We start from the raw sequence: 25,359 nt of genomic DNA, 5'->3' as shown, positions 1-25,359 counted from the left end.
CCGACGACTACCGAGGAGGTAAAAAAACATGAAACCCTGGTCCCGTGTTGTACTTGCCCTCAGTTTTATCTTTGCTGCCGCGCCCCAAAGCTGGGCAGCTCCCCCCGCCTGGGCCGAACGCCCGGTGCGGCTGATCGTCCCTTCTGCCGCGGGTGGTTCGGGCGACACCCTGGCTCGTCCTCTGGCCGAAGCTCTGGGCAGTGAAATAGGTCAAACCGTTGTTGTAGAAAATAAAGGAGGGGTAGGCGGCGTGCTGGGTGCCAGCATGGTGGCCAACTCCAGCCCCGCCGACAATCAGCTCTTGTTTGGTGCCGTGCATCACATGATTGCGCCTGCCGTATTGAAGAACTTCCCCTACGACACCCGCAAAGACCTGAAAGCCGTCACCCTGATTGCTGCCATGCCCAATGTGCTGGTGGTGAACGCCAATTCGCCCTATCACAGCGTGGAGGACCTGCTGGCCGCCGCCAAGCAAGGGGCTGGCGTGAACTATGGCACCAGTGGCGTCGCCACCATGCTCCATCTGATGGCCGGCAAGCTGGAAAAGAAATCCGGCACCACCATGACCGCCGTGCACTACAAAGGCAGCGGCCCGGCTGTGATGGCGCTGATCAGTGGCGATCAAGTGGACTTCATGTTCGAGACCATGCCGTCGGCCGTAGCGCAGATACGCAATGGTCGCCTGCGCGCCCTGGCCGTATCCAGTCCGGAACGCGCTCCTGCCTTGCCGGATGTTCCCACGCTGAAAGAACTGGACATGGATGAGATCAGTGCCCAGACCTGGTACGGGATTTTCATGCAAGGAGATGTACCGGATGCCACCGTGCAAAGCGTGGCAGACAGCATTCACCGTGCCTTGAATACCGACAAGATCAAGGAAATCTGGGAAGGGAACGGCGCGACCCTGGTCACCAACAGCCCAGCCGAGTTCACGGTCTATGTGGATCAGCAGTTGAACTATTGGGCCGACTCGGTCAGTGATCTGGGGCTGAGCAACTTCTAACTTTAAAAACTGCAATTCACCTTCAGGGCTGCCACTGGCAGCCCTTTTTCTTGAGCCTGTCCTGCCCCTGCTGCTTCGCGTTATGCTGTGGCACCCGTTACAGCAAACCATAGCCATGTCCAGCCTGTTCCACCCCTTTGAAAAGCTTGCCGCCCAACTCCTGCCCCATAGCAGCACCAGTCACAACGACGGCTCCCACGACCAATCGCACTTGCAGCGCGTCTGGAAGAACGTCTGTGCGATTCAGGAAAAAGAAGGTGGGAATCTGCGGATTTTGCTGGCAGCAACGGTGCTGCACGACTGCGTGGCGGTAGAGAAGAATTCGCCATTGCGCTCTCGTGCTTCCACCCTGTCGGCGGAGCAGGCACGACACATTCTGACCAGGCTGGGATGGTCCGAGCAGGACTGTGAAGCCGTGGGCCAAGCAATTCAAAGCCACAGCTTTTCAGCAAACATCCCGCCCGTCAGTCTGGAGGCCCGCATCTTGCAAGACGCAGACCGGCTGGATGCCATTGGCGCTTTAGGGATAGCTCGCTGCTTCTATACAGCGGGGCGAATGGGCTCCAGCTTGTATGAGCTGGAAGATCCAAAAGCAGAGAGTCGTCCTCTGGATGACAAGCGCTACGCGCTGGATCACTTCCCGGCCAAATTATTCAAATTGGCCGAGGGTTTTCAGACTGAACGGGGGCAAGCAATCGCGCGTGAGCGACACGCGCGGATGGAACGGTTTATAGAGGAAATGCTGGGGGAGCTGTAATCCCTAGCCCCTTTTACAACTCCGTATATTTCTTGTTCGTCCCCCGCACTTTGTCAGCGGGGTATTTCCGGGCGTTTTTCACCAGCTTGTTGGTAACAGCCTCATTCATATCCACACCCAGAACGAAGGCCAGACGGCTCAGGTAGATTTGCACATCGGCCAGTTCATCACGCACGGCTTCGGCGGTTTTCGGGTCTTTGCCTGCTTCGCGGGACTGGTCTTCTGTCAGCCATTGGAAGATTTCGATCAGCTCACCCACTTCGTTGGTCAGGGCCATGGCCAGATTTTTGGGGCTATGAAACTGGTCCCACTCACGCTCGCGGGCGAACTGGGCGACGGCCTCGTTCAGGCCAGTCAAATTCATCAGGGGGCGTTTTGAGTCTGTCATTACGTACTTCACTCTAAAAATTTCAATCCAGCGACAGACTCACACAAGCACCAGGGGGATGGCAAGTCTGTTTACGATCTCGCAGCCGTTTGCAGGCTCATCATCAGGCGGTCCAGTGCGTTGGCAAACTCACGCCGGTCGGCCTGGCTGAAGGGGGCCGGACCTCCGATATCCACACCAGTGCTGCGCAGTTCTTCCATCATGTCGCGCATGGCCAAGCGCTCGCCTATGCTGTTGGCATCCAGGCGTTCACCCCTGGGGGTCAGGACCAGGGCTTTACGCTCCAGCACCTGGGCAGCCAAAGGGATATCGGCAGTAATCACCAGATCTCCCACGCTGGCGTGCTGGACGATGTAGTCATCCGCCACGTCAAAGCCCCGCGCCACCTGCACCGCCCTCAACCAGGGCGATGGCGGGGTGCGCAGCATCTGATTCGCCACCAGGATCACATGGCGACTCCAGCGCTGCCCGGCGCGGTACAGAATTTCTTTGATGACTACGGGACAAGCGTCCGCATCGACCCAAATCTGCATGGGTTACAGGCCCAGAGCTTGAGCCAACAGGCGATCAATGACCTCATGGGTCGAGACGCCTTGCTCGGTAGCACGAGCGCGCACGGCATCAATAACGGGCTGGGTCAGCTTGACGGGAAAGGACACCAGGCCAGCAGCCTGATCCAGACGACGTTGTTCGCGCCGATCAGCCACGGCGGAGTCACCTGCAAAGCGTTGTGGCGTACCCGCTTTTTTTACATTGCTCAGCAGTTTGACGGCGCTGAGTTTTTCCATATCGGTGCGTTTCATCGGATTTCTTTATAAGAATGGGCTGGTTCGCTCACGGTAAGCGAACAATACGGCGACAAGGCCGTTAGCCGGTATGGCTGGCATACTGCGCAGCTTGCAGGAAAATGTCCAGGCTTTTTATGTATAAGCCCTGATAATCAAAGCTGTAGTTTCTGTAAGCAGCCACCGCCCGGCCCTACACCCAACCACCAGTCACCAGATCAGCATGCGCAAAAAAACCCGCCGTAGCGGGTTTTTTATTGGCCTGATCGTATCAGTCCTGACGTGCAGTCACTTCTACCAGGTGGTAGCCGAACTGAGTCTTGACGGGGCCTTGCACAACACCAACGGGGGCGCTGAACACAACCTGATCGAACTCGGGCACCATTTGGCCACGGCCAAATGTTCCCAGCTCACCGCCCATGCGGGCCGATGGGCAGCTGGAATTTTCCTTGGCCACCTGAGCAAAGTCAGAACCACCTTCGATAGCGGCTTTCAGTTCGTTCGCTTTCTCTTCGGTGCTGACCAGAATGTGGCGTGCGGAGGCTTGTGCCATGGTGTACTCCTTTTTTTAGAAAATCGTTTGAGCTTAACCCAGAACCATGCCGGAAGCGAAGCCCCCGGCGCCGGTTCTACACCTGCTGTTTCAATTTCAGGCCTGGGCAGCTTTCTTGCGCTTGGCCGCGGCAATGCCATGACCCAGGGCAACGATCAGCAAGGCACCCACCACTTCAGCAATCAGCTTGGTGCTGGTGGAGGCTTCACCAAAGAACTCGATGAACTTCACGTCGGTCACGATCATGCCACCGGCAATCCAGCCCAGCAGCGCGGCGCCGAAGGTCACCACGATAGGGAAGCGATCGATCAGCTTCAGAACCAGGGTGCTGCCCCAGATAATGATAGGCACACTTACGACCAGACCAAAGACAACCAGACCGATCTGATGATCCGGATCGGCGGTTTGAGCCGCGCCGGCAATGGCGATCACGTTGTCCAAGCTCATCACAAAGTCGGCAATGATGATGGTTTTAACGGCTTTCCACAGGGTGGCACTGCCTTCCACATTACCGTGGCCATCATCTTCAGGGATCAGCAGTTTCACACCAATCCAGACCAGCAACAGGGCACCGACCACTTTCAGGTAAGGCACGGCCAGCAAGGTCAGAGCAAAGGCAATCAGGACGACGCGCAGGCCAATGGCGCCGGCCGTACCCCACAAAATACCTTTGACACGTTGTTTGGCAGGCAAGTTACGGCAAGCCAATGCGATAACCACGGCGTTATCGCCCCCCAGCAATATATCGATCAGGATGATCTGAAATACTGCCGCCCAACTCATTGTTTGCAAAAACTCCATCATGTGTAAGACCGCCTTTTCATATTGTTTGATTGAAAGCTGACGACCATCTTGCATGACTGTACAACGAGAAAATGACGACTCGTGTACAAAACAAAAATGGCCTGATCCATTAAGGACGCAGGCCATATCGTTTTTAGAGGATACACCTTGCCCTTTAATGGCAAGGTCTTGCTTGCAACCCTAAGGTTGCCCGGGCACCGGGAACATGTGCAAAAAACACAGATTGCCGTGATGACGATGCGCCGGAAAGTAAGCTACTCCCCCTGATAGTTCGCAAGTATAACGATCTTGTATGAAACAACAAAGCTTTTCGCCGGACATGACGATTTTTCGGTGCAAGTTCCGGATCGACGTTGCAAGCTGGCCTCACGCCCCGATAGGGCCTGAATAAAGCGCCATTGAGTTAATGAGAACTATTTGCAATAATTTGCTTTTTGTCATTCAAGCTCCCTGCCCCCATGTCCAATTCGGACCTCTCCCGCAAAAGCTGGCTGGCCTATTATGGCGAGTTCATGCAGTCCTGCCTGCGCCGCTTTGGCGGTGCCGCGGACGCGGAAGATGTCGCCCATGATGCGGTAGAGGCCCTGCTTCGAAAAGATCAGAAAACACTGACAGCGGCCCATGCCCGCAACTTTCTGTACAAGTCCGCGCGCCATCGGGCCATTGATCTGTGGCGTCGCAACAGCCGCTTCCAGCACCTGGCCTGGGACGAGCTGCATGAAGACGCTCACCCCATCACCGACGGTGCCGATGCCCATGCCAGTGCGGAGCAAGTGCGCCACGCCCTGGTTGCGGCCCTGGAAGCCTTGCCTTTGAATCACCGAAGGGCTTTTGTCTTGAATCGCATCGAAGGCTGGACCCAGCCTGAAATTGCCCGTCATCTGAAACTGTCCATTGCCAGCGTGGAGCGTTATATTGCGCTGGCCAGCCAGTTTATCCGCGAGCGCCTGCGCGATGAGTTCTGAATCCCCTTTCTACCCCAGTGATGCCACCTCCCCTGCCGAGGCCGCCGCCCAATGGTCGGCCCGCCTGCATTCGGGCCGCTTCAGCCCGGCTGACGAGCAAGCGCTGGAGGAGTGGTTGCAGGCTGACCCGGAAAATGAGCGCGAATTTATGGCGGTGGAGCAGTTAAGCTCCCTGGCCAGCACGCTGAACAAAGATTTGGTCAAGCTGCTGTATGGCGGCAAAGTGCCCCAGCGGCCCGATCTGCGCCGCCGCAAACTGATCCGTAATACCGGCGCCCTGGTCGCTGTCGCGGGCTCTGCCGGTGTGGCAGGCTTACTACTCAGCCCCCAGGCTGTTTACGCCACTAGCCTGCAAACACGTGTGGGCGAGCGCCGCTGGGTTCCTCTGCCGGACGGCTCCAGCCTGGAGCTAAATACCGCCACCCAAGCCGAGCTGCGGTTTTATGAAGACAGCCGTCATCTGGACCTGATTCAGGGCGAAGTGATGTGCGCGGTAGCCTCCAGCCCGCAGCGCCCTTTTATCGTCAAAGCAGGCAATACGGTGGTGCGCGTTACCGGCACCAGCTTTACGGTTCGCCGTGATGCCGAGCAAGTCAAAGTGCTGGTCGAAAGCGGTAGTGTGGAAGTGTCCAGCGGCCACTGGTGGAACCGCCAGACCCGGTATCTGGCCGCTGGCTCTGGCGCCACCGTTTCCGTTCAGGATGGGCTCAGTATTCAGCCCGAGGTTGATGTGGCCGCTGCCACCGCCTGGCGGCAAGGACGCCTGATTGTGCGGGACCTGTCCTTGTCCGAGGTCGTTGCTGAAATCAACCGCTATCGCGAGCATCCCATCCGCATCGCTGACGGCAGAATCGGCCAGCAGCGTGTCACCGCGTCCTTCCTGCTGGACGAACAAAGTGCGGTGCTTCAAGCCCTGCAACAGATCCTGCCACTGCAGGCCAAGACACAAGACGATGGCAGTGTCCTGCTGAGCAGCGTCTCGTAATTACAATTAGTTTCAAATAAATCGATTCAAGCTGAGGGGTTTAGTAAGACTGACTCGTATTTAGATTCAGCGTTCCTCAACATCGCGTTTGACGAACATCTCTGAATCCGGGCGTCGCCCTGCCCGCCCCTACCCTGAATCTGCACCGTGAACCGAACCGCTTTCCTACCCCGCCTGCGCCCCGTCCTGCTCGCTTTGATGCTGGCCAGTGCCAGCACCCCTGCCCTGGCCCAAGACAATCCTGTCCCTATTCACATTCCGGCCCAGCCCTTGTCTGAAGCGCTGCTGAAACTGGCCGAACAGACCCAGCTGCAGGTGTTTTTCTCTCCCTCGCTAGTACAAGGTCTGAGCACGACACCGATTCAGGGCCGCATGCGCCCGGAAGACGCGCTGCGCAGCCTGCTGCAAGGCTCTGGCCTGGAATACCGGCGCGAGAACAACACCATCACCCTGTCGCGCCCCAATACGGACGCCACCATGCTGGACCCGGTGCGCGTCGTGGGCCGTCGCCTGCCCGTGACGGAAGGCAGCCAGACCTACGCCAGCCACGGCGCGACCACCACGGCCACCAAGCTGAACATGACGCTACGCGAAACACCACAAACTATCAGTGTCATGACGCGCCAGCGCATTGAGGACCAGTCACTGGACAACATCGGCAGCGTGCTGCAACAAGCGCCCGGTATTTCCATCCAGCACATAGGCAGCGACCGCTACACCATCTACTCGCGTGGCTATGCCATCGACAACTATCAGCTGGACGGCCTGTCCACGCTGTCCGATATCGTCAGCCAGAACATTCCCCAGGGGCTGGCAGATATGGCGATTTATGACCGGGTGGAAGTGCTGCGTGGTGCCTCTGGTTTGCTGGCTGGTGCAGGCGACCCATCTGGCGTCGTCAATATGGTCCGTAAACGTCCGACAGCCGATTTTCAGGGCCATGCCGAAGTGAGCTACGGCTCATGGGATCAGATGCGGGCTCAAGTGGACCTTGGCGGCCCGATTAACGAGAACGGCAGCCTGCGTGGCCGTTTGGTTGGAGCCCATCAGGAAGGCAACAGCTATATGGACTACTTCACAACAAAAAAAGATGTGGTCTACGGCATACTTGAGGCCGACATTACGGACACCACGCTTGTCACCTTGGGGATGGGTTATCAAAAAAATGATCCGCGCGGCTCCTCTGGCTCCGGCTTTCCTTTGTTCTACGACACCGGCGAACAAACCGATTTTGATGTTTCCACCAATGCAGGGGCTCGCTGGAACACCAATACACTGGAGTCTCACAACACCTTTGTGAAACTGGACCAGCAACTGGGGGCAGACTGGTCACTGGCCATGTCCCTGAATTACCTGAAGGCCCGTCGAAGCGGGAAAAGTGCGGATGCTTCCTGGGGCTATCCCAACCGTGACACGGGCGACGGCGTGCAGCTTTACGGAGGTGTTTCAGATGCCACACAGTATCAAACCAGTTTTGATATTCACGCAAAAGGCCCTTTTCAACTATTTGGACAGGACCACGAACTGATCGTCGGCTTTAATTCGTCGCGCTACAAGAATCGCCATGACACCATGGACGACGATATCGAAGGCACCTCCATCAATCTCCACAACTGGAACAACAACCCGGCCTTACCCAATACGACTGGAGAAAAGCTGTTTGACTATGATCTGACCGTCAAACAGTACGGTGGGTATTCGGCGCTACGCCTGAAACCCAGCGACAAGCTGGCTGTCATTTTGGGGGGGCGCCTCAGCAATTACCGCTACAGTCTTTCCCAAAGCTATCCTGACCCTGGTATGCAGCGCTTTAACAGCCTGAAAACCATGCACGAAGACAATGTCTTCACTCCCTATGCCGGCATTGTGTACGACCTGAATGAAGAGCATTCGATCTACGCCAGCTACACCAGCATCTTCAAGCCACAAAGCTATCGCGACCGTAGCGGCAACTTTCTGGACCCGCGCAAAGGTAATAACTATGAGATCGGTCTGAAAAGCGAAATGCTGGACGGCCGGCTGAACAGCAGCATTGCGCTGTACGAAATCCGCCAGGACAATCTGGCCATGGCCGACAGTGGCTTTATCGTGCCGGGTACCGAGCGCGAAGCGGCTTACACGGCGGTCAAAGGCGCCAAGACCCAGGGCCTGGATATGGAAGTGACGGGCGAGCTGCTCGATGGCTGGAACATGGCCTTTAGCTACACCTACAGCCAGACTAAAGACGCCCAGGGCGAGCGCATCAAAACCCTGGTGCCACGCCATATGGCCAAGCTGTGGACCACGTACCGCCTGCCTGGAAGCTGGAATCGCCTGACGATTGGGGGTGGTGTGAACTGGCAAAGCCAGATCCATTTCACCGCCACACCGTGGGATTTGGGCAAGACTGTCACCGGAGAACAAAGCAGCTACGCCGTCGTCAACCTGATGGGCCGCTACGACTTCAGCAAGCAATTGACGGCCACCTTGAACGTCAACAATCTATTCAACCGCAAGTACCTAAGTGCGCTGGATCAGACCTTCTACACCGGCTATTACGGCGCACCGCGTAATGCCATGCTGAACCTGCGTTATTCCTTCTAATCACGTGAAAGCGGCTAGCAGGCAAACAGCCCCCGTAACCTGGAAAATAATCCAGGCCGCGGGGGCCACTGCGGGTTTGCTGATCGCTACCGCCTTGTGCCAGCGTTGCTGAACCCGGAAGGCTTACACGCACTTCAGGGCACTCAAGTCCCCCGTATACGGAAAGCGCAATTCCTCGTAGCCAAAGGGCTGAAAATGCACCGTCAAACCATCTGCGTTGGGCAAGATAAGCGCGTAACTGGCAGGCTCGAAAGTCGATGTTGCGGCCCCCTCGCGCTCCAGATCCAGTTCGTGCTGATGGTTGGTGCCATTGACCGTCACAAAATGCAGGCCGTTCCACACGCCACTGGCGCAGCGATGCACGTGGCCGGAGAACAAATGCACGGGCGCGGGATGAGCCTTGAGCAAAGGCAATAAATCCGACGCATTACTCATACGCAGCCAATCCATGGACGGATACTGCAAGGCAGGTAAAGGATGGTGCGAAAACAGCATTACCGGCCCGCTATGCGCGGCCAGCTCCTGCTGCAACCATTGCAGACGCCGCGTACACAAAAAGCCGTTGGTATAGCCGTCCTCCAAAGTATCCAGATAGATCAGGCGCCAGTCGCCCAGGGTCTCGGCATGCTGTACAAAGCCGGGTAAATCGGTCGAGATCTGCGGAAACACGCTGTGAAAAGCGCTGCGGCTGTCGTGGTTGCCCATCATCAAACGTACAGGCGGAATCAAATCCTGCAAGCCTTCACGCAAGCGCTCGTATGCGCGTGGATGACCGGCGTGGGTCAGGTCGCCCGTCAACACGCACAAGTCTGCATCGGCATGATGACGATTGACGTGCTGTACACAGCTACGCAAGCGATCCAGAGGGTCCGAGCCAAACAACAGGCCATCGGGCGGGGTAATGTGCAGGTCCGAAAACTGGATGATCTTCATCAGAATTCCTTAACGAATGCCGGCGCGTAAAAAGGCCTGCATGAACTGCTTTTGAAACAGCAAAAAGCCCAACAAAAGCGGCAAGATAGTCATTAATGTGGCGGCACTGATCAGGGAGATACTGACCCCACTTTCCGGTGCGCCAAACAGGGATAAACCTACGGTCAAAGGACGGGTATGGTCAGAGCTGCTGATCACCAAGGGCCATAGAAAATTGTTCCAGTGCGTCGACACCGACACCAGGGCATAAGCCAGATACACAGGCTTGACCAGCGGCACGTACACACGCCAGAGCACACCCAGGCGGCTGCATCCTTCCAGTCGCGCCGCATCCTCCAGTTCACGCGGCACTTGCTTGAAAGCCTGACGCAACAAGAACACACCAAAGGCACTGGCCATATAGGGCACACCCATGCCCCAGACCGTGTCCGTCCAGCCCAGCAAGGCCACCATGCGGTAGTTCTCCACAATCAGCACTTCGGGCAGGATGAACAACTGCAAAAGCAGCAGCATGAACAGAAACTGGCTGCCAAAGAAACGAAAGCGGGCAAAGGCATAAGCGGCCAGGGTGCACAGCACAAACTGTCCGAGCAGAATGGTCAGCACCAGCACGGTGGTGTTGAAGATGTAGCGCAACCAGGGCGCACGGTCCCAGGCGGCTGCAAAATTGCTAACGGTCCAGCCTGCGCTCCAGTCAAAACTCAAGGCGGCGGACGGGTCGCGAAATGCAGCCCAGCAGGCGTATAGCAAAGGGGCAATCCACAGCAGGGCCAGCGCATGTGCCCCCACCGTATCCAGGGATGGCAAACGCAAGCTGCGGCCCGGAGCAGTCAAAACAGTGTCCATGTTCATCACTGGTAGTGCACGCGTCGTTCAGCGTAGCGAAATTGAAAGATGGCGACAGCACCCAGCCCCAACAGGAGCACAACCGTCAGCACGGCGGCACTAGGCGTATCCATATAGGCAAAGGCGGTTTCCCAGATCCAGTACAGCATCAGCTTGGAGGCATTATTGGGGCCGCCCTTGGTCAAGATAAACAGGTGATCAACCAGCTTGACCGAGTTGATCAGCGCGTTGATCAAAATAAACAGGGTCGTGGGTGCCAGCAAGGGCAAGAGCACACGGCGGCCATACTGCCAGCGGGACGCGCCTTCCAGACGAGCGGCGTCGCGCAGCTCGGGCGGAATGGTTTGCAAGGCCGCCAGATAAAAGATCATGAAAAAACCGGCTTCTTTCCAGATCGTCACCACCATGACCGCGCCCAGGGCGGTTTGCGGCTGGCCCAGCCAGTTGGTGGCCCCGGCGCCAAACAGCTTGGCAATCTGATCCAGTAAACCCAGATCCGGTGTGTAGAAAAACAGCCATAGATTGGCGGCGGCAATCATGGGCAGCATGGTGGGCGTGAAGTAGGCACAACGCACCCAGGCCCGCATGCTCATGGCCCGGTTGGCCCACAAGGCCATCAGCAAGGCCAGGGCCATGGACACCGGAATCACAATGGCGGCATACCAAAGATTGTTCTTCAGAACTAGCCAGAACGTCGGGTCAGCCAGCATGGCATCGTAGTTGTCCATGCCCACAAACTGGGCCGGACGACGCGCCGTGCCTTTACTCAACAAGCTGGACCAGAACGTGTGCAGCGCCGGGATAAAGGCAAACACGCTTAGCAGCACAAACAGCGGCGTCAACAAGAAGTACGCAAATACCCACTCTTTACGCAGCACACGCAATGGTTCAGCCATTCCTGCACCTGCTTAGTTGAAAGGACGCAGCAGACGATCTGCAGCAGCCTGGGCTTCATCCAAAGCGGCCTTGGGCGTCTTGGCATTGGTCAGCACGGCTTGCACGGCGTTGGACAACAGTTCACGTACACGTGCTGTCTCGTAAGTGGCAAACTCGGGCGAAGCTACGGCCAACTGATCGCGGGCGACCACAGCCTGCGGGAACGTTTTGGCGTACTCGACCAGAGCAGGCGTTTCGTAGGCGGCAGGGCTGACACCGACATAGCCCGTAGCCATGGACCACTTGGCGGCACGCTCAGGGGCCGTCATCCAGCGCACGAAATCCAGGGCCGCTTTCTTCTGTTCCTCGTTCGCGCCCTTGAACAGGTAGAAGTTGCCACCGCCGGTAGGCGAAGCCGCTTTTTCCTTGGCGGGCAGCATGGCAACACCAAAGTCGAACTTGGCTTCATTCTTCACCGCAGTCAGGTTGCCCGTGGTGTGCCACATCATGGCGGTCTTGCCCTGAACAAAAGCCTGACGCAGCGTGCCCCATTCAATGGTGCCAGTGGGGCTGACTTTGTGCTTGTAGGCCAGGTCGTGGAAGAACTGCAGCGCTTCCACCGACTTGGGGTCATTGAAGTAAACCTGCGTGCCTTCTTCATTCATCAGCTGACGGCCATTTTGCAAGGCCATGGCCTGGAACATCCAGTAGGGGTAGCCCGTCGACGGAATCATCAAGCCGTGATGCTGGTCATTAGTCAGTTTCTGGGCGGTTTGCACCAACTCGTCCCAGGTCTTGGGAGCTTGATCCGGATTCAGGCCTGCAGCGCGAAACATGTCCTTGTTGTAGAACATGACGATGGTGGAGCGCTGGAACGGAATGCCCCAGACCTTGCCTTCCAAGGTGCCGTTAGCCATCAAGGCGGGATAAAAGCTTTTCAGCCAATCCTGGCTGGTGGCGTCCTGAGCCACATCGCTAAAGGCTTCAACCAGGCCTTGTTCCACCAGATCATGCGTATCCAGTGCGCCCAGCACAGAAAGCTGCACCGGCTCGCCCGCACGCAGGGCCGACAAGGCACGTACACGGGTTTCATCGTAGTTACCGGAGTAGACGGCTTTAACGGTGACTTCCGGGTTTTGGGCCTGATAGTCCTTGATCATTCCATCGACCACATCGGTCAGCGGACCGCCTACGGCAATGGGGTAGTACATGGTCAATTCCACCGCGCTATGGGCATTGGCGCCCAGGCCCATCAACAGGGCGCTGGAGGTGGCAAGCAGACAATTCTTCAACATGGGTAGACTCGCAGTACGTTTAGGGAAGAACAGCAGGAGGAACAGCGAAAGGAGCAGCAGTCAGAGCATCCGCTGACGGAGTCGGCAGGCGAGCCCCGCTGTCCTGGTTAAAGTAAAAAGCGTGAACGGGGTCCCAGCTCAAACCACAGCGAGCGCCCGCCTCGACGCTGCGGCTGTGTGGCGCGCGCACGATCAGGGTATGGCCATCATCAAGCTGCACATACACATAGGCATCAGCCCCCTGAAACTCCTGATGCACCACGGTGGCAGCCACATGCTGCTCGCCCGCTTCGTGCAAGTTCAGGTTCTCCGGGCGCACGCCCACCAACACACGATGCGGCTGGTCGTACTGACGGCGCGACGGCCACAACTCCACGGGCACGTGGTCGCTGTGAATCATCATCATGGGAGGGCTGCCGATAAAACCGGCGGTAAAGACGCTATTGGGCTGGCCATACAAGTCCTGGGCGCTGCCCTGCTGCTCAATGCGTCCAGCGTTAAGCAGCACCACGTGATCGGCCATGCCCATGGCTTCGGTCTGATCGTGGGTGACGTACACCACGGTCAAACCCAAGCGTTGCTGTAGAGCACGGATTTCATGGCGCACGGTGTGACGCAGCTTGGCATCCAGGTTCGACAGCGGCTCGTCCATCAGGCAGATACGATGGCCCGACACAATGCTGCGCGCCAGGGCTACACGCTGCCGCTGCCCGCCCGACAACTGGCCGGGCTTGCGCTCTTCCAGACCTTCCAGATTGGTCAGCGCCAAGGCTTCACGCAAACGCTCTTTTTGCTGCTGACGATCAGCACGGCGTACTTGCAGGCCGAACAAGATGTTGTCAGCCACATTCAGATGCGGGAACAGGGCGTAGGATTGGAACACCATGCTCAAACCACGCTTGGCGGGCTCCAGATAGGTGGCGTCCTGCCCATTAATAAAAAGACGACCCTGATCGGGGGTTTCCAGCCCGGCAATAATGCGCAACAAGGTGGACTTACCGCAGCCCGAAGGCCCCAGCAAGGCCGTAAATTTACCTTCCTGAATGGACAGGTCCATTTGCTTGAGCACGGCCTGTTCGCCCCAGGCTTTGCCTATGCCTTGCAACTCGATAGCGGCGCGATTCATGCCTGCACCTCGTCAGCGATCACGATCTGAACACGCGCAGGAATTTGCTCGCGGTAAGGTTCGGGAATAGGCTGGTCGCTGACCAGAATATCCACATCATCCAAAGAGCCACTGCGCACAGGAGCACGACGGCCAAACTTGGTGTGATCCAGCACCAGAATCCGCACACGGCAATTGCCGCGCAGGGCTTTGTGGCAATCGGACTCGGCCATATCAAAGTCCAGCAAAGCACCGTCCGAGTCAAAGCCCCCTACCCCGGACACGCCAAAGTCCGCCTTGAAGCTGTTGAACAGGCGTTCGGCGCCGGGGCCCAGAATTTCGGGGTTGGGCTGACGCAGTTCACCACCCGTCAGCACCACGCGGTGGCTCATATTGTGGGACAGGGCCAGAGCCGCGCTGATGTTGTTGGTGACCACGGTCAGATCGCGATGGTCGGCCAGCGCCAGGGCCACTTGCTCGGGGGTGGTGCCAAAACCCAGCAGCAGGCTGGCACCGGGAGGAATCAATGTGGCAACGGCTCGCCCGATACGGGCCTTGGCTTGCAAATGGGTAATGCGGCGCGTTTGGAAAGGCACATTGCGCTCGACCACGTTCAGCTCGGCACCACCATGGCGGCGGCGCACCAGATCGGCTTCATACAAGTGGTTCAGGTCGCGCCGGATAGTCTGCGGCGTCACCCCGAAATGCGCGGCCAAGCCATCCACTGACACCGCCCCTTGGGCGGCCAGCAGATCCACAATAATGCTTTGCCTGACAGATAGGTTCATAACACGGCGTATGGGTTTCGTTTGAATACCCGGCAGTGTAGGAACGCGAAGTTACGAGTCGGTGACGCTCAGATGAAAGTTTTATGACGCCCAAATGTTCATATGAACATTTGGGCGCTCAATTCAGACAGCATTCGCACGGTCTGTCTGGTGTTAGTGAGGGACAAGCTGCTTTGTCTCCACTGCCCCATCCTGTTCATAAATCAGCTTGCCCCGCTTGATGGTCTGAACCACTTGCAAGCTGGTCAATTGCTCAGGGGCGACCGAGGTCGGGTCTTGCGACAGGACGACAAAGTCCGCCAGCTTGCCCGGCTCAATCGAGCCTTTCTCCTTCTCCTCAAAATGCTGAAAAGCCGGCCAGATGGTCATCGCCTTAAGGGCCGTCATGACATCCACCCTCTGGTCCGGCCCCAGAATATCGCCCGATCGAGTGCGACGAGTCACGGTCGCCGACAGCACCCTCATGGAATCAGGAAAGGCAACTGGTGCGTCGTGGTGGGTGGAAAACATCAAACCGTGTTCACGCACCCAGCCAGTGGGAGAAATATTGTCAGCATTGACCGGCCCCACTGTGCGGTCACGGTGCCAATCCCCCCAATAAAAGGTGTGCATGGGGAACAGGGAAGGAAAAACATCCAGCTCCGCTATGGTCGCCACCTGGTCCCGGCGCAAAAACTGCCCATGAATCAATACGGCTCGCCGATCCCGGGGGCCATACTTGTCACGGGCTGTTTTAATCGCCGCCAACAAAAGATCCGAGGCAGCCTCACCATTAGCGTGAGTCAGTAGCTGTATATCGTTCTTGAAGGCCCAGTCCACCGACTCAAACACCTGATCTGGCGTAACCGCCGCATAACCGCGGTAATCAGCGCGGTAACCTGCTGGCGGCTTGTAATAGGGGCGGTCGCGATAGGCCGTAAACCCCTGAGGAGAGCCGTCAATCGTCAGTTTGGCACCGGCCACCCGGAAACCGTCGGTGTAATGCCGCGATACATGGCGCACGATGAAGTCCCGGTCCTGCAGCACATCAACGTAGACGGCGACATCAATATCGATCTTGCCCGCCGTCGCTGCTGCCTGCATTAAAGGCACCGTATCGGACGTCGCGCGCCCCTCCTGCCCGGTCGTGTAGCCATAACGCTTTAGCAGATCGGTGCCGGCAACAAACAGAGCCTGAACCTGTTCGGACGTAAGTTTGCCCATCTGACTGGTCAAGCTGGAGAAAAAAGCCATCTCCTCCAGCACCCCATCAGGTTGAGTCCCGCCCTCTTCCCGCCGAATGACACCGCCTGCAGGATCTGGGGTCTGGGCAGAAATGCCCGCCATCTCCAACGCCTTGCTGTTGAGCACTCCAATGTGGCTGGACTGATGAATGATGATAATCGGCACTGACTCGGACACCGCATCCAGCTCATGTCGATTGGGATGTCGCTGTTCCGCCAGCTGGGCATCGTCATAACCAAAACCCAGGATCAGACCCACCTCCCTGGTTTTACTTTGCTCACCCAGCCATTGCCTGAGCGTCTCTTGCAGACTGTGGATATCTGTCACCGCGCCATCCGGAGGCGATAGCAGATTGGCGGACATGGCCTGCAGACCGATCATGAAAGCGTGGCTGTGTGCGTCCACAAAACCCGGCAGCAAGGCCTTGCCCTGCAAATCGATCACGGTAGTGTCCTGACCTTTGTAGGCTTGCATCGCCTGCAGGGTACCCACATCCAGAATCAGACCATCCTTGACCGCAACCGCCTGGGCTGCAGGCTGGCTGTCATTCATCGTCAGCACGGGTCCTCCCATCCAGATCTGATCGGCTATTTCTGCCGTCCAGGCAGAGCCAGCCATCACCATGCTGCTAGCCAGCACAAACACTTTCAGTGTGCTTTTGAACGACATAAGCTCCCCTTTCTATTCAGAAGAAAGTTGCCGACTCGTTTACTGTGCCCCTCGCCATGCTGTGCGGAACAACAAGCTGCTATCCCGGTTTTTACTTGACCCCCTGTTGTGCGGACCAGTCGCGTACGGCACCCAGGGTCTTGTTCACGTGTTCGTCCGGCTCCATTGCCGTATATTCAAAAATGATTTTTCGCTCAGGCGAAATGACGTAAGAAATGCGGGAAGCACGCTCGGTGTGCGTCCCCAGGCCCGCGTCATAAGCCATGATGACCTGGCCTGTGGTGTCCGCACCCACCGCGAACTTGCTGCCGCAAGGTCCGGTGGAAAAATCCTTCAGGGTATCGATATTGTCCGAAGACAAGCCAATTACAGTGGCGCCAAAGTGGCTGTATTCGTCAATGGCTTGCGCAAAAGTATGCGCTTCGACAGTACAACCCTGGGTGAATGCTGCCGGATAAAAATACAGGACGACTGGCCCTTTTTTTAAGGCCTCATCCAAATTGAATTCAAAGGTTTTACCGGCCAGAGCGGCCTGCACGGTAAAGTCCGGCGCGGGGGTGCCCACGTCCAAAGCGGCCTGTGCGCCACCTGCCCCCGCCAGCAGGGACAAACCCAAAGAGAAAGCTGCTATTGCCTGTTTCATGCCATTGCCTCCGTATGTGTGCGCTGCACCAGCAAGCAGCGTAATCCGCACAGACATGAAAGCACAAGGCCTGGTTTTCCGGTCCCGATCAGGGATGAACGATGCCGCTCCACAGCAGGACAAACACATTATGGGGTGCATCATGGCGGGCCAGACGGCCAGCTCGAATCAGCCGGGCGGCCTTGCCCAGCAAGGCAAACAAGGACTCGCATAACCAACTGGCCGCCAGATCGCGCCGCAAGTCCCCGCTTTCCTGCCACTGTTGAAACTGCTCAATCAACGCCTCTCGTACCGCTTCACTGCGGGCCGTGGAATACTCCTCTACCTGCAACTGCAGCTCAACGTACATGTACAGATCCACAATAGGCAGCAGTTCCTGGATTAGTCGTTGAATGGCTTCTTGTGCCCTTCCCTCGCACAGACGGGCGCGTTCAATAGCCTGCTCCGCACTATTTACCCCTTCCTGGAAGATCTCCATCATCATGGCTTCGCGAGACGGGAAGTAGCGGCACAGGGTTGCGCGACTCAAGCCCACCAGACCGGCCAATTGCCCCATGGACGCCCGCGGCTGGTCAGCCAAAGCGCTTACAAGGCGCAATAGCAATTCCTCGCGAGGCCGAGGCTTTGCTGCAGTCATAATTCTTCCCCTAGGTAATACAGGACTGGATCGGGCACGGGCTATTGCCAGATCGCTGCGAATCGGTCTTCTTGTTTAGCACCACTGGAGATCAGGAAAACGAACAGGCACGCTACCTGGGTGGAGCGTGCGCTAGTGTAACGTCATTCATTGAGAAACCGTATTTCACCCATGGAATAATGACTATGCAGGTGATTTTTTAAACGCTCAGACCGGCACGCGGAGCCGGCCAGAAAGCATCTGTCAGCAAGGTATCCGGATCCAGATCCAAAGGGCCGGGCCGGGTTTCCGGCACGCAGCGGCGCAAGGCTTGCTGCATCCGGTGCAAGGCCAGCTCGCCCGTGGCCCCGGCAGTGACCCGATCCCACCAGAAGCGATGCACATGGCGTACCTGCACGGGTACGCTAGGCAGGCCCAGCCTCTGGGCCATGGCCAATCGGTGCAGACCACGATTAATTTTCAGAATACGGCCATCACGGGAGATAACCACACCCAAGGCATCTTTGCCGCGCCTGGGATCAAAGCCATCACGAGCCATATCGTCCAGAAAACCCAGGTAAATGCGCAGGTACTCAATAATCTTTTCCGGCGTATCCAGAAATACACCTTGCTGATACGACTCCCAAGGATTGCCCTGTTCAATACGCTTCATCAGCTTTTTGAAACGCGCCGTTTGTTCCAGCTGATGCCGGTTTTCATCCAGATCGCTGATCAGGGAGTAACGCGTTCCGACGCGCAAATCCTCACGCCGCTGGTCCCAGCTTCCCTCCCAGATAAAGGCCAGGGAGGACGGCCGTTTTTCCTCCTTGCGAGGCGCCTGAATGGCCATGCGGATCAGCTCTCGCGGGTTCACATGCAGGGTTAAAGCCTGCTCCCCCAAGGTTTCATGGACGATGTGACGCGGCAGGCCAAACGCCTCGATCCGACGGCTGCCAGCTTTGCTGTGCATCCAGCGCTGCAGCATGATGCGGCCCAAGGGGAAACCCAAGTACTGCTGGGTCTTGTCCCGGCTATGGGCCACCCAATGGGCCAGCAGCACGCGCTGCCGAATCTCGGGCGCCGCCAAGCTGCTAAAAGCAGCATCCGCGCCAGGGCCCAGCAAGGCTTTGCGATTCGATTGACGCAACTCACGTGGATGAGTCATGCGCTTTCCATAACGGTTCACAGTTTTCCTCCCAAGCACTCGCAGCCCTGGCCGCCCCCAACAAAGAACAGCGGCCCAGAACGACTGACAGTGGCCTTCTTGAGCAATCACAATACCAAATGATACATAATAGTCTCAAATAATACACATTTTTATTGAATCGATTCTCCACAAACCGCAAGGCTGACAAAGATCAAATCGGCCCCACACCACATCCTTACCTGTTCAGACACACACGCCTCAACATCAGTACGCTCCCGCTGTTATCCGACGGGACGAGCTTCTTGAAACGCACGCTGCAAAAAAAAGCCCCTGCCAAGGCAGGGGCTTGTTCAAACAGAGCCAGAAAGTCAGATCGCTCAGGCAGCCTTACGAGCGCCTCGTACAAAGTAAATCACGACCAAGGCAAGCAGGAACGGCACACCAAACAGCAAGGTGTAGTGAAAGATATTGATGAACCAGGTAGTCACCAAAATCGCCACAATGCCAATCAAGCCCAGCAAGGTGCCGATGGGATAGGCCGGCATACGGAAACGTAGCTGCACACCGTCCTGTGCCACGCGGCGGCGGAAGAACAAATGAGTCAGGAAGATCATGCCCCATGTGAACAAGGCGCCAAACATGGACAGGGCGATCATCACCGGAAAGGCGGTTTCCGGATTGTTGGCATACACCACTGCGGCCACGGCCACACCGCTGGCCGATAAAGCCAGGGCATTCAAGGGCACACCATTGCGCGCCACCTTGCCCAGCGCAGCGGGCGCATCACCGGCACGCGACAGGCTGAACATCATGCGGGTCGAGATATAGAGCATGCTGTTCATGGCCGACAAGGCCGCAATAATCACAATGAAGTTCAGGATGCTGTCTGCATAGGGAATGCCGACGGACTGCATCACCGTAATGAAAGGACTGGTTGTGCCTTCCGCTACCAGCACCTGCCAAGGCACCAGCATCACGATAAGCGACAAGGACAGCAGGTAGAAAATGATCAAGCGCCAGATGGTGGCCTTGAAGGCCTGGCGCACGGCTTGCTCGGGGTTTTCTGCCTCGCCCGCCGCCACGGCAATCATCTCGATACTCAGATAGCTGAAGATGGAAATGATCACCCCTACCCACACCCCATACCAGCCATTGGGCATGAAGCCACCCTGGCCAAACAGGTTTTCCTGTACCTGTGCGGGCTTGTAATAGCCCGTCAACATGCCAATGGCCAGCACGATGAACGCAATAATGGCAAACACCTTGATCAGGGCAAACCAGTACTCCACCGAGCCAAAAGCCTTGACGCTGTAGGCATTGACGGCAATCAGCACGGCCGAGAAAAAGGCGATCCAGATCCAGGGTGAGACGTCCGGGAACCAGAACTTCATATAGTCCGCCACCGCCGTCACCTCGGTGCCCACGGCCAGAACAATGCAGGCCCAATAGCTGTAGCGCACCAGGAACCCGGCCAGCGGATGAATATAGAACTCCGCATAGGCTCCAAAAGAGCCCGATGTGGGGTGTTCCACCGTCATCTCGGCCAGGCAGCCCATCAGGACCAGAGCAATGAAGCCGCCAATCACATAACTCAGTACAACGCCGGGACCAGCAAAGCCAATGGCAAATTTGCTGCCCAGGAACAAGCCGGTACCGATGGCGCCCCCGATCGCAATCATGCTCATTTGGCGGGCGCTCAGTTTTTTATGCAGCCCGGCTTCGCGCGATTGAATTTGCTCAAATCGGCTCATGTCTCCTCCTTTATGCTTATTTTTTATATCAGCCTGATCAGGTCACCTTGGAGCGTGTTTTATAGGCGGGCTTGTCCCATTCCTTATCGGTCAGTACCGCCTTGATATGCTGCACAGCCTGCCAAATATCCACAAAAGACAGATACAAGGGCGTAACACCAAAGCGCATCACTTCAGGCTCGCGGTAGTCCCCAATCACACCACGGGCGATCAGGGCCTGCACCACGGCATAGCCTTGCTCATGGGCAAAACTGACATGGCTGCCACGGTAGTGGTGATCGCGTGGAGTCACCAGACGCAGGCCAAATTCCGCACATTCCTGTTCCACCAACGCGATGAACAAGTCCGTCAGCGCCAGGGACTTACGGCGCACTGCCTGCAGGTCGGTTTGCAGGAACACGTCCACACCGCAAGCCACCAGGCTCAAGGAAACAATGGGCTGAGTACCGCACAAGAAACGCTCGATACCGTTGGCGGCTTCATATGACGGGCTCATGGCAAAAGGGTGCTTGTGGCCCCACCAGCCGGACAAGGGCTGGCTGATCTGGCCCATCAGCTTGGGGTTCACCCACAGCAGGGCCGGGGCACCCGGACCGGCGTTCAGGTACTTGTAGGTGCAGCCAATGGCAAAGTCGGACTCGCTGTCTTTCAGCTCGATAGGCAAGGCACCCACGGAGTGGCACAAATCCCAGATCAACAGGCCATTGTGTTCATGCACCAGGCGGTTGGTCGCCTGCATATCGTGCAAGTAACCCGTGCGGTAATTCACATGGGACAGCACCACCACAGCGGTTTCATCATTGACGGCTGTTTGCAGGTCTGCCGGGTCATCAATCAATTCAAGCCTATAGTCTTTGCCAAAGAAGGCGTTAAACCCTTCAATGATGTAAAGATCCGTAGGGAAGGAATCACGCTCGGCCAGGATCACTTTCTTTTCCGGATGGCGCTCTTTTTGCAAATTGACGGCGGCAGCCAGCACCTTGAACAGATTGACCGAGGTGCTGTCGCTGACGATGGTTTCACCTTGACCGGCACCGATCAGGGGCGACATCTGGTCGCCCAGACGCACGGGCAAGGTCCACCAGCCTGCCTTGTTCCAGCTATTGATCAGGTCGGTACGCCATTCCTGAGCAATAACTTCCTGGGCGCGCTCCATGGCGTGTCGGGGCATGGCGCCCAGCGAATTCCCGTCCAGATAAATCGTGTTGGGTGGCAGGTCGAACTTGGCTTTGAAGGCAGCCAGTTCATCGGCCTGATCCCACTGCTCGCATTGCTGCAAGGTAATCATATTCATGCTCCTCGATTCTGCTTTTTAAGCTATTTAGTCTAGCACCGAGCCTCTGGTAAATTATTCCAAAGCGATGAAGATTATGATTAATACTGGAAGAAAATTCGGTTTTTAAAAACCTTTTTCATAGAAAATTCTAAAATATGAGACTAGATGAGACAGACCTGAAAATCCTGCGTCTTTTACAGGACAACGGCAGGCTCAGCAACCAGGAACTAGCTGACCTAGTAGCCCTTTCGCCCTCCTCCTGCCACCGGCGCGTAAAGATTCTGGAGCAGGAAGGCTTCATCGAAAACTACAGCGCCAACTTGAGCGCAGGCAAACTGGGCTTTGCCATTGAAGCCTTTGTGGAAGTGAATATCGGGCAGCTCAACGAGAGCGAGCATCAGTACCTGAGCAAGGCACTGGCCACCATGGATGAAGTGCTCCATGCCTACATCGTGACCGGGCAGGCGAACTACATGCTGCACATACGCACGCGCAACTTCGAGACTTTTTCCAATTTTGTCATTCACAAGCTCAACACGCTGCGCGGCGTCACCAAGATCCATTCGCAGATCGTGCTGTCTTGCATCAAGGCCAAGGGGCAAAGTTTGCCCGTATAACTACGATTCGCCCAAGGTAAGAGGCCGCAGCTCCCAATCAAGAAAGCCCTTGTAGCAGCAAGGGCGACTACAAATACCAGTTATCAGTGATTCCCGCTGCCTGATCCATCCCCGAAAATTGATCCCGTATGACCTGGTCCACCATGACGCACTGGTCATCATCATCAACTTTATAGGGGAAGCTTGTGAAAAAACTCACGAAAACTGTGGCGGCACCATTGGCAACGATATTGTTGACTGCGATGTCAGTGTCAGCCTCGGCAGCCAGTTCATCATTCCAGAACTCATGTCGCAATATCAAGCTGCACTCCAATAACAGCGAGGCCTGGATCTCGGCTGAATGCCAGCGGCACAATGGTCAGTACAACCCTACAACGCTCCCCTTGCGAGGCCTGGTCAATAATGATGGGCGGATACAAAGCCAGTCAGGCGCACAAACCTCTTACCAAAACAGCTGCAGCAATCGAAGGATTTCGTGGAATTCGGAGTCTGTCCGAATCCGGGCAGTATGTTTGACTCGCACCGGCTCAGAGCGGGAAGCCTCAATCGAATTGACCAACATCGAGAATCGTGACGGGGTCCTGATTCGCGTGAACAGATAATTAATTTGCATAGTGGCCTTCCCCTGACTCACTTCCCGCCCGGCCACGTCAGGTCATTTCTGCATGGTACGCATCGCTTGTCTGACCTTTTAGACAAACGGTGCCCTAGTCAGGGTGGTCAGGCCAGATACTCCTGACCCGATCCTTTAGACCACGATTGATCCGCTTGCCTGCCCTCGCAGCTCTGTGTATACAGGTAGGGTTCCCCTAACGAGGGTGCAGCCACAGCAAGAGTGAATCTCAACGCTCCCGCCCAACTTCTCAATTCGGGCGTGCATGGATTCCATGCCTACTCCAATTGCGGCATGGCGCACGGCAGCCACATCAAACCCTATCCCGTTATCACACACTTCCAAAACGATGCGGTCTGGGACGGGATACGCCATGCTGACGCTCACTTCGCTAGCCTGACTATGCTTGAGTACATTTGACAGGGCCTCCTCCAAAAAGCGCGTCATAGTCAAACACGTCATGGCGCAAGGCGGACTGGGCCACTCCGGGGGCAGTTGCCACTGGCTTTTCATGCCGATATTGTCGAACAATGATGAAAATTGATAGCGCGTCGGTGCCATCCAGCCCTGTGGAGACTGGGGCGGGCTCTGGACAAAACTACGACCACTATCAATGACTAGGCGCAAATCATCACGCAGCGACTTTAACGTAGAGATATGTCGGTTTTTCTGATGGTGGCTTTCTGTTGTTGATTCAGCCTGTGCAATCGCCCGGACCAAGGCACTGCCAAACCCATCATGAATGTCCTGGATCAGCTCAACACGTTCTTGCAGCTTAATCGTAGTCAGGGCCAGCTCATGCTTTTTGTGCAGCGATTGCTCTAGCTGTTCGCAAGCCGTCTGTACGCTTATCCTCAGCTCCTCATTGAATTGCTCGATCCGCCGCATGGAATGCGCGATACGCAAGCCCATGATGATCGCAATACCCGTCATCGTGAGCAGATTGGCGTAAGGTGTTAAGGGAGCCGTCTCTAGCTGGAAGTAAAAAATCCTCCAGTCATGGAAAGCGATCCCGACATAGACAATACCGATGCTGCCGTACAAGCAGTCTTCCGCTTTTTTACTGCGCCAGGCGATAAAGGCCAATGTCACGCACGTCATGGCAAATATCAGCAGATGACCGCGAATACCAATTTTCAAAGCCAGGCCCAAATTCTGCTCCGAACACAGGGCAATCACCACAGACACAATGACTGTGAATGCGGTCAGTACGGTTGCCATCTTGCTTGACAGTGGCCGACGTGCCAACTGAAAGATGAAGTTCGTAAAGCAAAGGCAGAAAGACATGAAAGCAATGGCATTGGCCCGCTGAACGGCCACCGTTGAGGGAAATGGCCAAGCCTCCATTGCTATGACGTTATACAAAAACGCTACCCAACACAGATTCAGCAGCACAAACCAGAGATACAGGGTAGTCTTGCGATAGAAAAGCCACATCCCCAGAAATAAAATGGCAATCGACAGCGCGCCCATGATGTTCACCGTGAACATCCCTCGATAATCCCAATTCAATCGGCGCTGATGTTCGAGCAATATCTGGGGGTTACCCACATGTACCTTTCCCAAGCCGGGCATCGTCATGGCGACCCCGCGCACCTCGACCAAAATAACATTGACCCCCTGTTTAACCGCGGCTCCCGGTAAGGTCCACAAGCGCGGCCTATTCCAACTGCGAGATAGGGGCTCAACCAAATTCGTGTCTTGCCACAGCAAATCACCATTTACAAAGACGCGCCCTGCCATATTGATCGAGTCAATCGCCAATGCCAAGGGGGCACGCGCCCAATACTCCGGCGGGCAGTCACTATGCCACTGGATTCGATACCAGACACTGCCGCTATAGCCGGGCCAGCGAGTGGTCCAATGATCAGGGAGTTGTACTTCCATCCAAGCCAGGTCTGGATCTTGCACCTCTATCAAGCTTGAACCTGCGCGCAAGGCTTGCACTGAAATAACCGGATCGCCGCAGTCCGCCTGTTCAAATGCCATTGCCTGCCGTGCAAACAGCGACAGGATCAACAGCACCACACATGACACGATTTTCCAACGCATACTTTATCGTTTTTATTAATTTCGGCTTGGCTAAACAAGATAAAAAGAGAAGTAGCTTAACCCCAAAAACACTAATGCTAGGGGT

General features: G+C 56.4%; 26 protein-coding genes. 7 read left to right on the top strand and 19 right to left on the bottom strand.

Annotation, left to right across the window (positions count from 1 at the left end; all coding sequences use genetic code 11):
• The first annotated feature begins 28 nt into the window (after positions 1 to 28).
• Together NIZ92_RS02470 and NIZ92_RS02465 are read left to right on the top strand one after the other, a co-directional pair.
• Positions 29 to 1,003, top strand: coding sequence for a tripartite tricarboxylate transporter substrate binding protein (locus NIZ92_RS02470; RefSeq protein ID WP_254002652.1), 975 nt, complete (start codon positions 29 to 31; stop codon positions 1,001 to 1,003).
• A 115-nt stretch (positions 1,004 to 1,118) separates the two neighbouring features.
• A complete protein-coding gene (locus tag NIZ92_RS02465) occupies positions 1,119 to 1,760 on the top strand; it encodes an HD domain-containing protein (protein ID WP_254002651.1) in 642 nt (213 codons plus the stop codon).
• A 13-nt stretch (positions 1,761 to 1,773) separates the two neighbouring features.
• Here NIZ92_RS02465 and NIZ92_RS02460 read toward each other — a convergent pair whose 3' ends face one another.
• The 5 genes from NIZ92_RS02460 to NIZ92_RS02440 all read right to left on the bottom strand — a co-directional run bounded on the left by NIZ92_RS02460 (position 1,774) and on the right by NIZ92_RS02440 (position 4,290).
• Positions 1,774 to 2,148, bottom strand: a complete 375-nt coding sequence (locus NIZ92_RS02460) for a nucleotide pyrophosphohydrolase (RefSeq protein ID WP_009463202.1) — start codon at positions 2,146 to 2,148, stop codon at positions 1,774 to 1,776.
• A gap of 71 nt (positions 2,149 to 2,219) precedes the next feature.
• Positions 2,220 to 2,681, bottom strand: a complete 462-nt coding sequence (locus NIZ92_RS02455) for a YaiI/YqxD family protein (protein WP_009463200.1) — start codon at positions 2,679 to 2,681, stop codon at positions 2,220 to 2,222.
• A 3-nt stretch (positions 2,682 to 2,684) separates the two neighbouring features.
• Complete coding sequence (locus NIZ92_RS02450) at positions 2,685 to 2,951, bottom strand: hypothetical protein (RefSeq protein WP_254002650.1); 267 nt, start codon at positions 2,949 to 2,951, stop codon at positions 2,685 to 2,687.
• Positions 2,952 to 3,204: 253 nt separating this feature from the next.
• Positions 3,205 to 3,486 carry a peptidylprolyl isomerase gene (locus NIZ92_RS02445; protein ID WP_009463196.1) on the bottom strand — a complete coding sequence of 94 codons (282 nt, stop codon included), beginning with the start codon at positions 3,484 to 3,486 and terminating at the stop codon, positions 3,205 to 3,207.
• 96 nt (positions 3,487 to 3,582) lie between these two features.
• Positions 3,583 to 4,290: a TerC family protein gene (locus NIZ92_RS02440; protein ID WP_035271346.1), complete on the bottom strand. Its 708-nt coding sequence runs from the start codon at positions 4,288 to 4,290 to the stop codon at positions 3,583 to 3,585.
• A 458-nt stretch (positions 4,291 to 4,748) separates the two neighbouring features.
• Between NIZ92_RS02440 and NIZ92_RS02435 the strand changes: the two genes are divergently transcribed.
• The 3 genes from NIZ92_RS02435 to NIZ92_RS02425 all read left to right on the top strand — a co-directional run bounded on the left by NIZ92_RS02435 (position 4,749) and on the right by NIZ92_RS02425 (position 8,823).
• Positions 4,749 to 5,255 (top strand): RNA polymerase sigma factor, encoded by a 507-nt coding sequence (locus tag NIZ92_RS02435; protein WP_226348074.1) that lies wholly within the window; start codon positions 4,749 to 4,751, stop codon positions 5,253 to 5,255.
• Positions 5,245 to 6,240, top strand: a complete 996-nt coding sequence (locus NIZ92_RS02430) for a FecR family protein (RefSeq protein ID WP_254002649.1) — start codon at positions 5,245 to 5,247, stop codon at positions 6,238 to 6,240. Before NIZ92_RS02435 ends, NIZ92_RS02430 begins: the two co-directional genes overlap by 11 nt.
• Before the next feature lie 147 nt (positions 6,241 to 6,387).
• Positions 6,388 to 8,823, top strand: a complete 2,436-nt coding sequence (locus NIZ92_RS02425; protein WP_254002648.1) for a TonB-dependent siderophore receptor — start codon at positions 6,388 to 6,390, stop codon at positions 8,821 to 8,823.
• Positions 8,824 to 8,946: 123 nt separating this feature from the next.
• Here the strand turns inward: NIZ92_RS02425 and NIZ92_RS02420 are convergent, their stop codons facing one another.
• From NIZ92_RS02420 to kynU, 12 genes are all read right to left on the bottom strand, one after another.
• Positions 8,947 to 9,756 carry a phosphodiesterase gene (locus tag NIZ92_RS02420; RefSeq protein ID WP_254002647.1) on the bottom strand — a complete coding sequence of 270 codons (810 nt, stop codon included), beginning with the start codon at positions 9,754 to 9,756 and terminating at the stop codon, positions 8,947 to 8,949.
• Positions 9,757 to 9,765: 9 nt separating this feature from the next.
• Positions 9,766 to 10,608, bottom strand: a complete 843-nt coding sequence (locus NIZ92_RS02415) for a carbohydrate ABC transporter permease (protein ID WP_052159361.1) — start codon at positions 10,606 to 10,608, stop codon at positions 9,766 to 9,768.
• The gene (locus NIZ92_RS02410) at positions 10,608 to 11,498 is read right to left on the bottom strand and encodes a carbohydrate ABC transporter permease (protein ID WP_254002646.1); all 891 of its coding nucleotides are present in this window, start codon (positions 11,496 to 11,498) and stop codon (positions 10,608 to 10,610) included. The genes NIZ92_RS02415 and NIZ92_RS02410 overlap by 1 nt, the downstream gene beginning before the upstream one ends.
• A gap of 12 nt (positions 11,499 to 11,510) precedes the next feature.
• On the bottom strand, positions 11,511 to 12,773 hold the full coding sequence (locus NIZ92_RS02405) for an ABC transporter substrate-binding protein (protein WP_137430747.1): 1,263 nt from the start codon (positions 12,771 to 12,773) through the stop codon (positions 11,511 to 11,513).
• 19 nt (positions 12,774 to 12,792) lie between these two features.
• A complete protein-coding gene (locus NIZ92_RS02400) occupies positions 12,793 to 13,899 on the bottom strand; it encodes an ABC transporter ATP-binding protein (RefSeq protein ID WP_254002645.1) in 1,107 nt (368 codons plus the stop codon).
• Positions 13,896 to 14,666 (bottom strand): DeoR/GlpR family DNA-binding transcription regulator, encoded by a 771-nt coding sequence (locus NIZ92_RS02395; RefSeq protein ID WP_009463176.1) that lies wholly within the window; start codon positions 14,664 to 14,666, stop codon positions 13,896 to 13,898. The genes NIZ92_RS02400 and NIZ92_RS02395 overlap by 4 nt, the downstream gene beginning before the upstream one ends.
• A 153-nt stretch (positions 14,667 to 14,819) precedes the next feature.
• Positions 14,820 to 16,559: an amidohydrolase gene (locus tag NIZ92_RS02390; RefSeq protein ID WP_254002644.1), complete on the bottom strand. Its 1,740-nt coding sequence runs from the start codon at positions 16,557 to 16,559 to the stop codon at positions 14,820 to 14,822.
• Positions 16,560 to 16,650: 91 nt separating this feature from the next.
• On the bottom strand, positions 16,651 to 17,202 hold the full coding sequence (locus NIZ92_RS02385) for a peroxiredoxin (RefSeq protein ID WP_254002643.1): 552 nt from the start codon (positions 17,200 to 17,202) through the stop codon (positions 16,651 to 16,653).
• Between the two features lie 88 nt (positions 17,203 to 17,290).
• Entirely contained in the window at positions 17,291 to 17,839 is a 549-nt protein-coding gene (locus NIZ92_RS02380) for a TetR/AcrR family transcriptional regulator (RefSeq protein ID WP_035271362.1), read from the bottom strand.
• Positions 17,840 to 18,038: 199 nt separating this feature from the next.
• The gene (locus tag NIZ92_RS02375; RefSeq protein ID WP_035271363.1) at positions 18,039 to 18,983 is read right to left on the bottom strand and encodes a hypothetical protein; all 945 of its coding nucleotides are present in this window, start codon (positions 18,981 to 18,983) and stop codon (positions 18,039 to 18,041) included.
• 359 nt (positions 18,984 to 19,342) lie between these two features.
• Entirely contained in the window at positions 19,343 to 20,716 is a 1,374-nt protein-coding gene (locus NIZ92_RS02370) for an amino acid permease (protein ID WP_026484954.1), read from the bottom strand.
• 37 nt (positions 20,717 to 20,753) lie between these two features.
• Positions 20,754 to 22,004, bottom strand: coding sequence for a kynureninase (gene kynU / locus NIZ92_RS02365; RefSeq protein WP_009463162.1), 1,251 nt, complete (start codon positions 22,002 to 22,004; stop codon positions 20,754 to 20,756).
• Between the two features lie 143 nt (positions 22,005 to 22,147).
• Between kynU and NIZ92_RS02360 the strand changes: the two genes are divergently transcribed.
• Positions 22,148 to 22,609, top strand: a complete 462-nt coding sequence (locus NIZ92_RS02360; protein ID WP_083054222.1) for an Lrp/AsnC family transcriptional regulator — start codon at positions 22,148 to 22,150, stop codon at positions 22,607 to 22,609.
• 67 nt (positions 22,610 to 22,676) lie between these two features.
• Here NIZ92_RS02360 and NIZ92_RS02355 read toward each other — a convergent pair whose 3' ends face one another.
• Positions 22,677 to 22,910 (bottom strand): hypothetical protein, encoded by a 234-nt coding sequence (locus NIZ92_RS02355; protein ID WP_179136450.1) that lies wholly within the window; start codon positions 22,908 to 22,910, stop codon positions 22,677 to 22,679.
• Here NIZ92_RS02355 and NIZ92_RS19650 point away from each other — a divergent pair.
• Positions 22,852 to 23,211 carry a CVNH domain-containing protein gene (locus NIZ92_RS19650; RefSeq protein ID WP_367881693.1) on the top strand — a complete coding sequence of 120 codons (360 nt, stop codon included), beginning with the start codon at positions 22,852 to 22,854 and terminating at the stop codon, positions 23,209 to 23,211. The two genes, NIZ92_RS02355 and NIZ92_RS19650, sit on opposite strands and share 59 nt — an antisense overlap.
• Before the next feature lie 146 nt (positions 23,212 to 23,357).
• On the opposite strand, the gene NIZ92_RS02350 is transcribed toward NIZ92_RS19650, so the two are convergent.
• Positions 23,358 to 25,274 carry an ATP-binding protein gene (locus NIZ92_RS02350; RefSeq protein ID WP_247966013.1) on the bottom strand — a complete coding sequence of 639 codons (1,917 nt, stop codon included), beginning with the start codon at positions 25,272 to 25,274 and terminating at the stop codon, positions 23,358 to 23,360.
• Positions 25,275 to 25,359 lie beyond the last annotated feature (85 nt).

The organism is Alcaligenes sp. 1735tsa3 (assembly GCF_024134565.1).
Taxonomy (GTDB): Bacteria; Pseudomonadota; Gammaproteobacteria; order Burkholderiales; family Burkholderiaceae_B; genus Alcaligenes; species Alcaligenes phenolicus.
This window is presented reverse-complemented; position numbering and strand designations above follow the sequence as displayed.

Coding starts and splice junctions, on each gene's coding strand:
- NIZ92_RS02470 (WP_254002652.1), top strand. CDS start 29: ATGAAACCCTGGTCCCGTGTTGTACTTGCCCTCAGTTTTATCTTTGCT.
- NIZ92_RS02465 (WP_254002651.1), top strand. CDS start 1,119: ATGTCCAGCCTGTTCCACCCCTTTGAAAAGCTTGCCGCCCAACTCCTG.
- NIZ92_RS02460 (WP_009463202.1), bottom strand. CDS start 2,148: ATGACAGACTCAAAACGCCCCCTGATGAATTTGACTGGCCTGAACGAG.
- NIZ92_RS02455 (WP_009463200.1), bottom strand. CDS start 2,681: ATGCAGATTTGGGTCGATGCGGACGCTTGTCCCGTAGTCATCAAAGAA.
- NIZ92_RS02450 (WP_254002650.1), bottom strand. CDS start 2,951: ATGAAACGCACCGATATGGAAAAACTCAGCGCCGTCAAACTGCTGAGC.
- NIZ92_RS02445 (WP_009463196.1), bottom strand. CDS start 3,486: ATGGCACAAGCCTCCGCACGCCACATTCTGGTCAGCACCGAAGAGAAA.
- NIZ92_RS02440 (WP_035271346.1), bottom strand. CDS start 4,290: ATGATGGAGTTTTTGCAAACAATGAGTTGGGCGGCAGTATTTCAGATC.
- NIZ92_RS02435 (WP_226348074.1), top strand. CDS start 4,749: ATGTCCAATTCGGACCTCTCCCGCAAAAGCTGGCTGGCCTATTATGGC.
- NIZ92_RS02430 (WP_254002649.1), top strand. CDS start 5,245: ATGAGTTCTGAATCCCCTTTCTACCCCAGTGATGCCACCTCCCCTGCC.
- NIZ92_RS02420 (WP_254002647.1), bottom strand. CDS start 9,756: ATGAAGATCATCCAGTTTTCGGACCTGCACATTACCCCGCCCGATGGC.
- NIZ92_RS02415 (WP_052159361.1), bottom strand. CDS start 10,608: ATGAACATGGACACTGTTTTGACTGCTCCGGGCCGCAGCTTGCGTTTG.
- NIZ92_RS02410 (WP_254002646.1), bottom strand. CDS start 11,498: ATGGCTGAACCATTGCGTGTGCTGCGTAAAGAGTGGGTATTTGCGTAC.
- NIZ92_RS02405 (WP_137430747.1), bottom strand. CDS start 12,773: ATGTTGAAGAATTGTCTGCTTGCCACCTCCAGCGCCCTGTTGATGGGC.
- NIZ92_RS02400 (WP_254002645.1), bottom strand. CDS start 13,899: ATGAATCGCGCCGCTATCGAGTTGCAAGGCATAGGCAAAGCCTGGGGC.
- NIZ92_RS02395 (WP_009463176.1), bottom strand. CDS start 14,666: ATGAACCTATCTGTCAGGCAAAGCATTATTGTGGATCTGCTGGCCGCC.
- NIZ92_RS02390 (WP_254002644.1), bottom strand. CDS start 16,559: ATGTCGTTCAAAAGCACACTGAAAGTGTTTGTGCTGGCTAGCAGCATG.
- NIZ92_RS02385 (WP_254002643.1), bottom strand. CDS start 17,202: ATGAAACAGGCAATAGCAGCTTTCTCTTTGGGTTTGTCCCTGCTGGCG.
- NIZ92_RS02380 (WP_035271362.1), bottom strand. CDS start 17,839: ATGACTGCAGCAAAGCCTCGGCCTCGCGAGGAATTGCTATTGCGCCTT.
- NIZ92_RS02375 (WP_035271363.1), bottom strand. CDS start 18,983: ATGACTCATCCACGTGAGTTGCGTCAATCGAATCGCAAAGCCTTGCTG.
- NIZ92_RS02370 (WP_026484954.1), bottom strand. CDS start 20,716: ATGAGCCGATTTGAGCAAATTCAATCGCGCGAAGCCGGGCTGCATAAA.
- kynU (WP_009463162.1), bottom strand. CDS start 22,004: ATGATTACCTTGCAGCAATGCGAGCAGTGGGATCAGGCCGATGAACTG.
- NIZ92_RS02360 (WP_083054222.1), top strand. CDS start 22,148: ATGAGACTAGATGAGACAGACCTGAAAATCCTGCGTCTTTTACAGGAC.
- NIZ92_RS19650 (WP_367881693.1), top strand. CDS start 22,852: ATGTCAGTGTCAGCCTCGGCAGCCAGTTCATCATTCCAGAACTCATGT.
- NIZ92_RS02350 (WP_247966013.1), bottom strand. CDS start 25,274: ATGCGTTGGAAAATCGTGTCATGTGTGGTGCTGTTGATCCTGTCGCTG.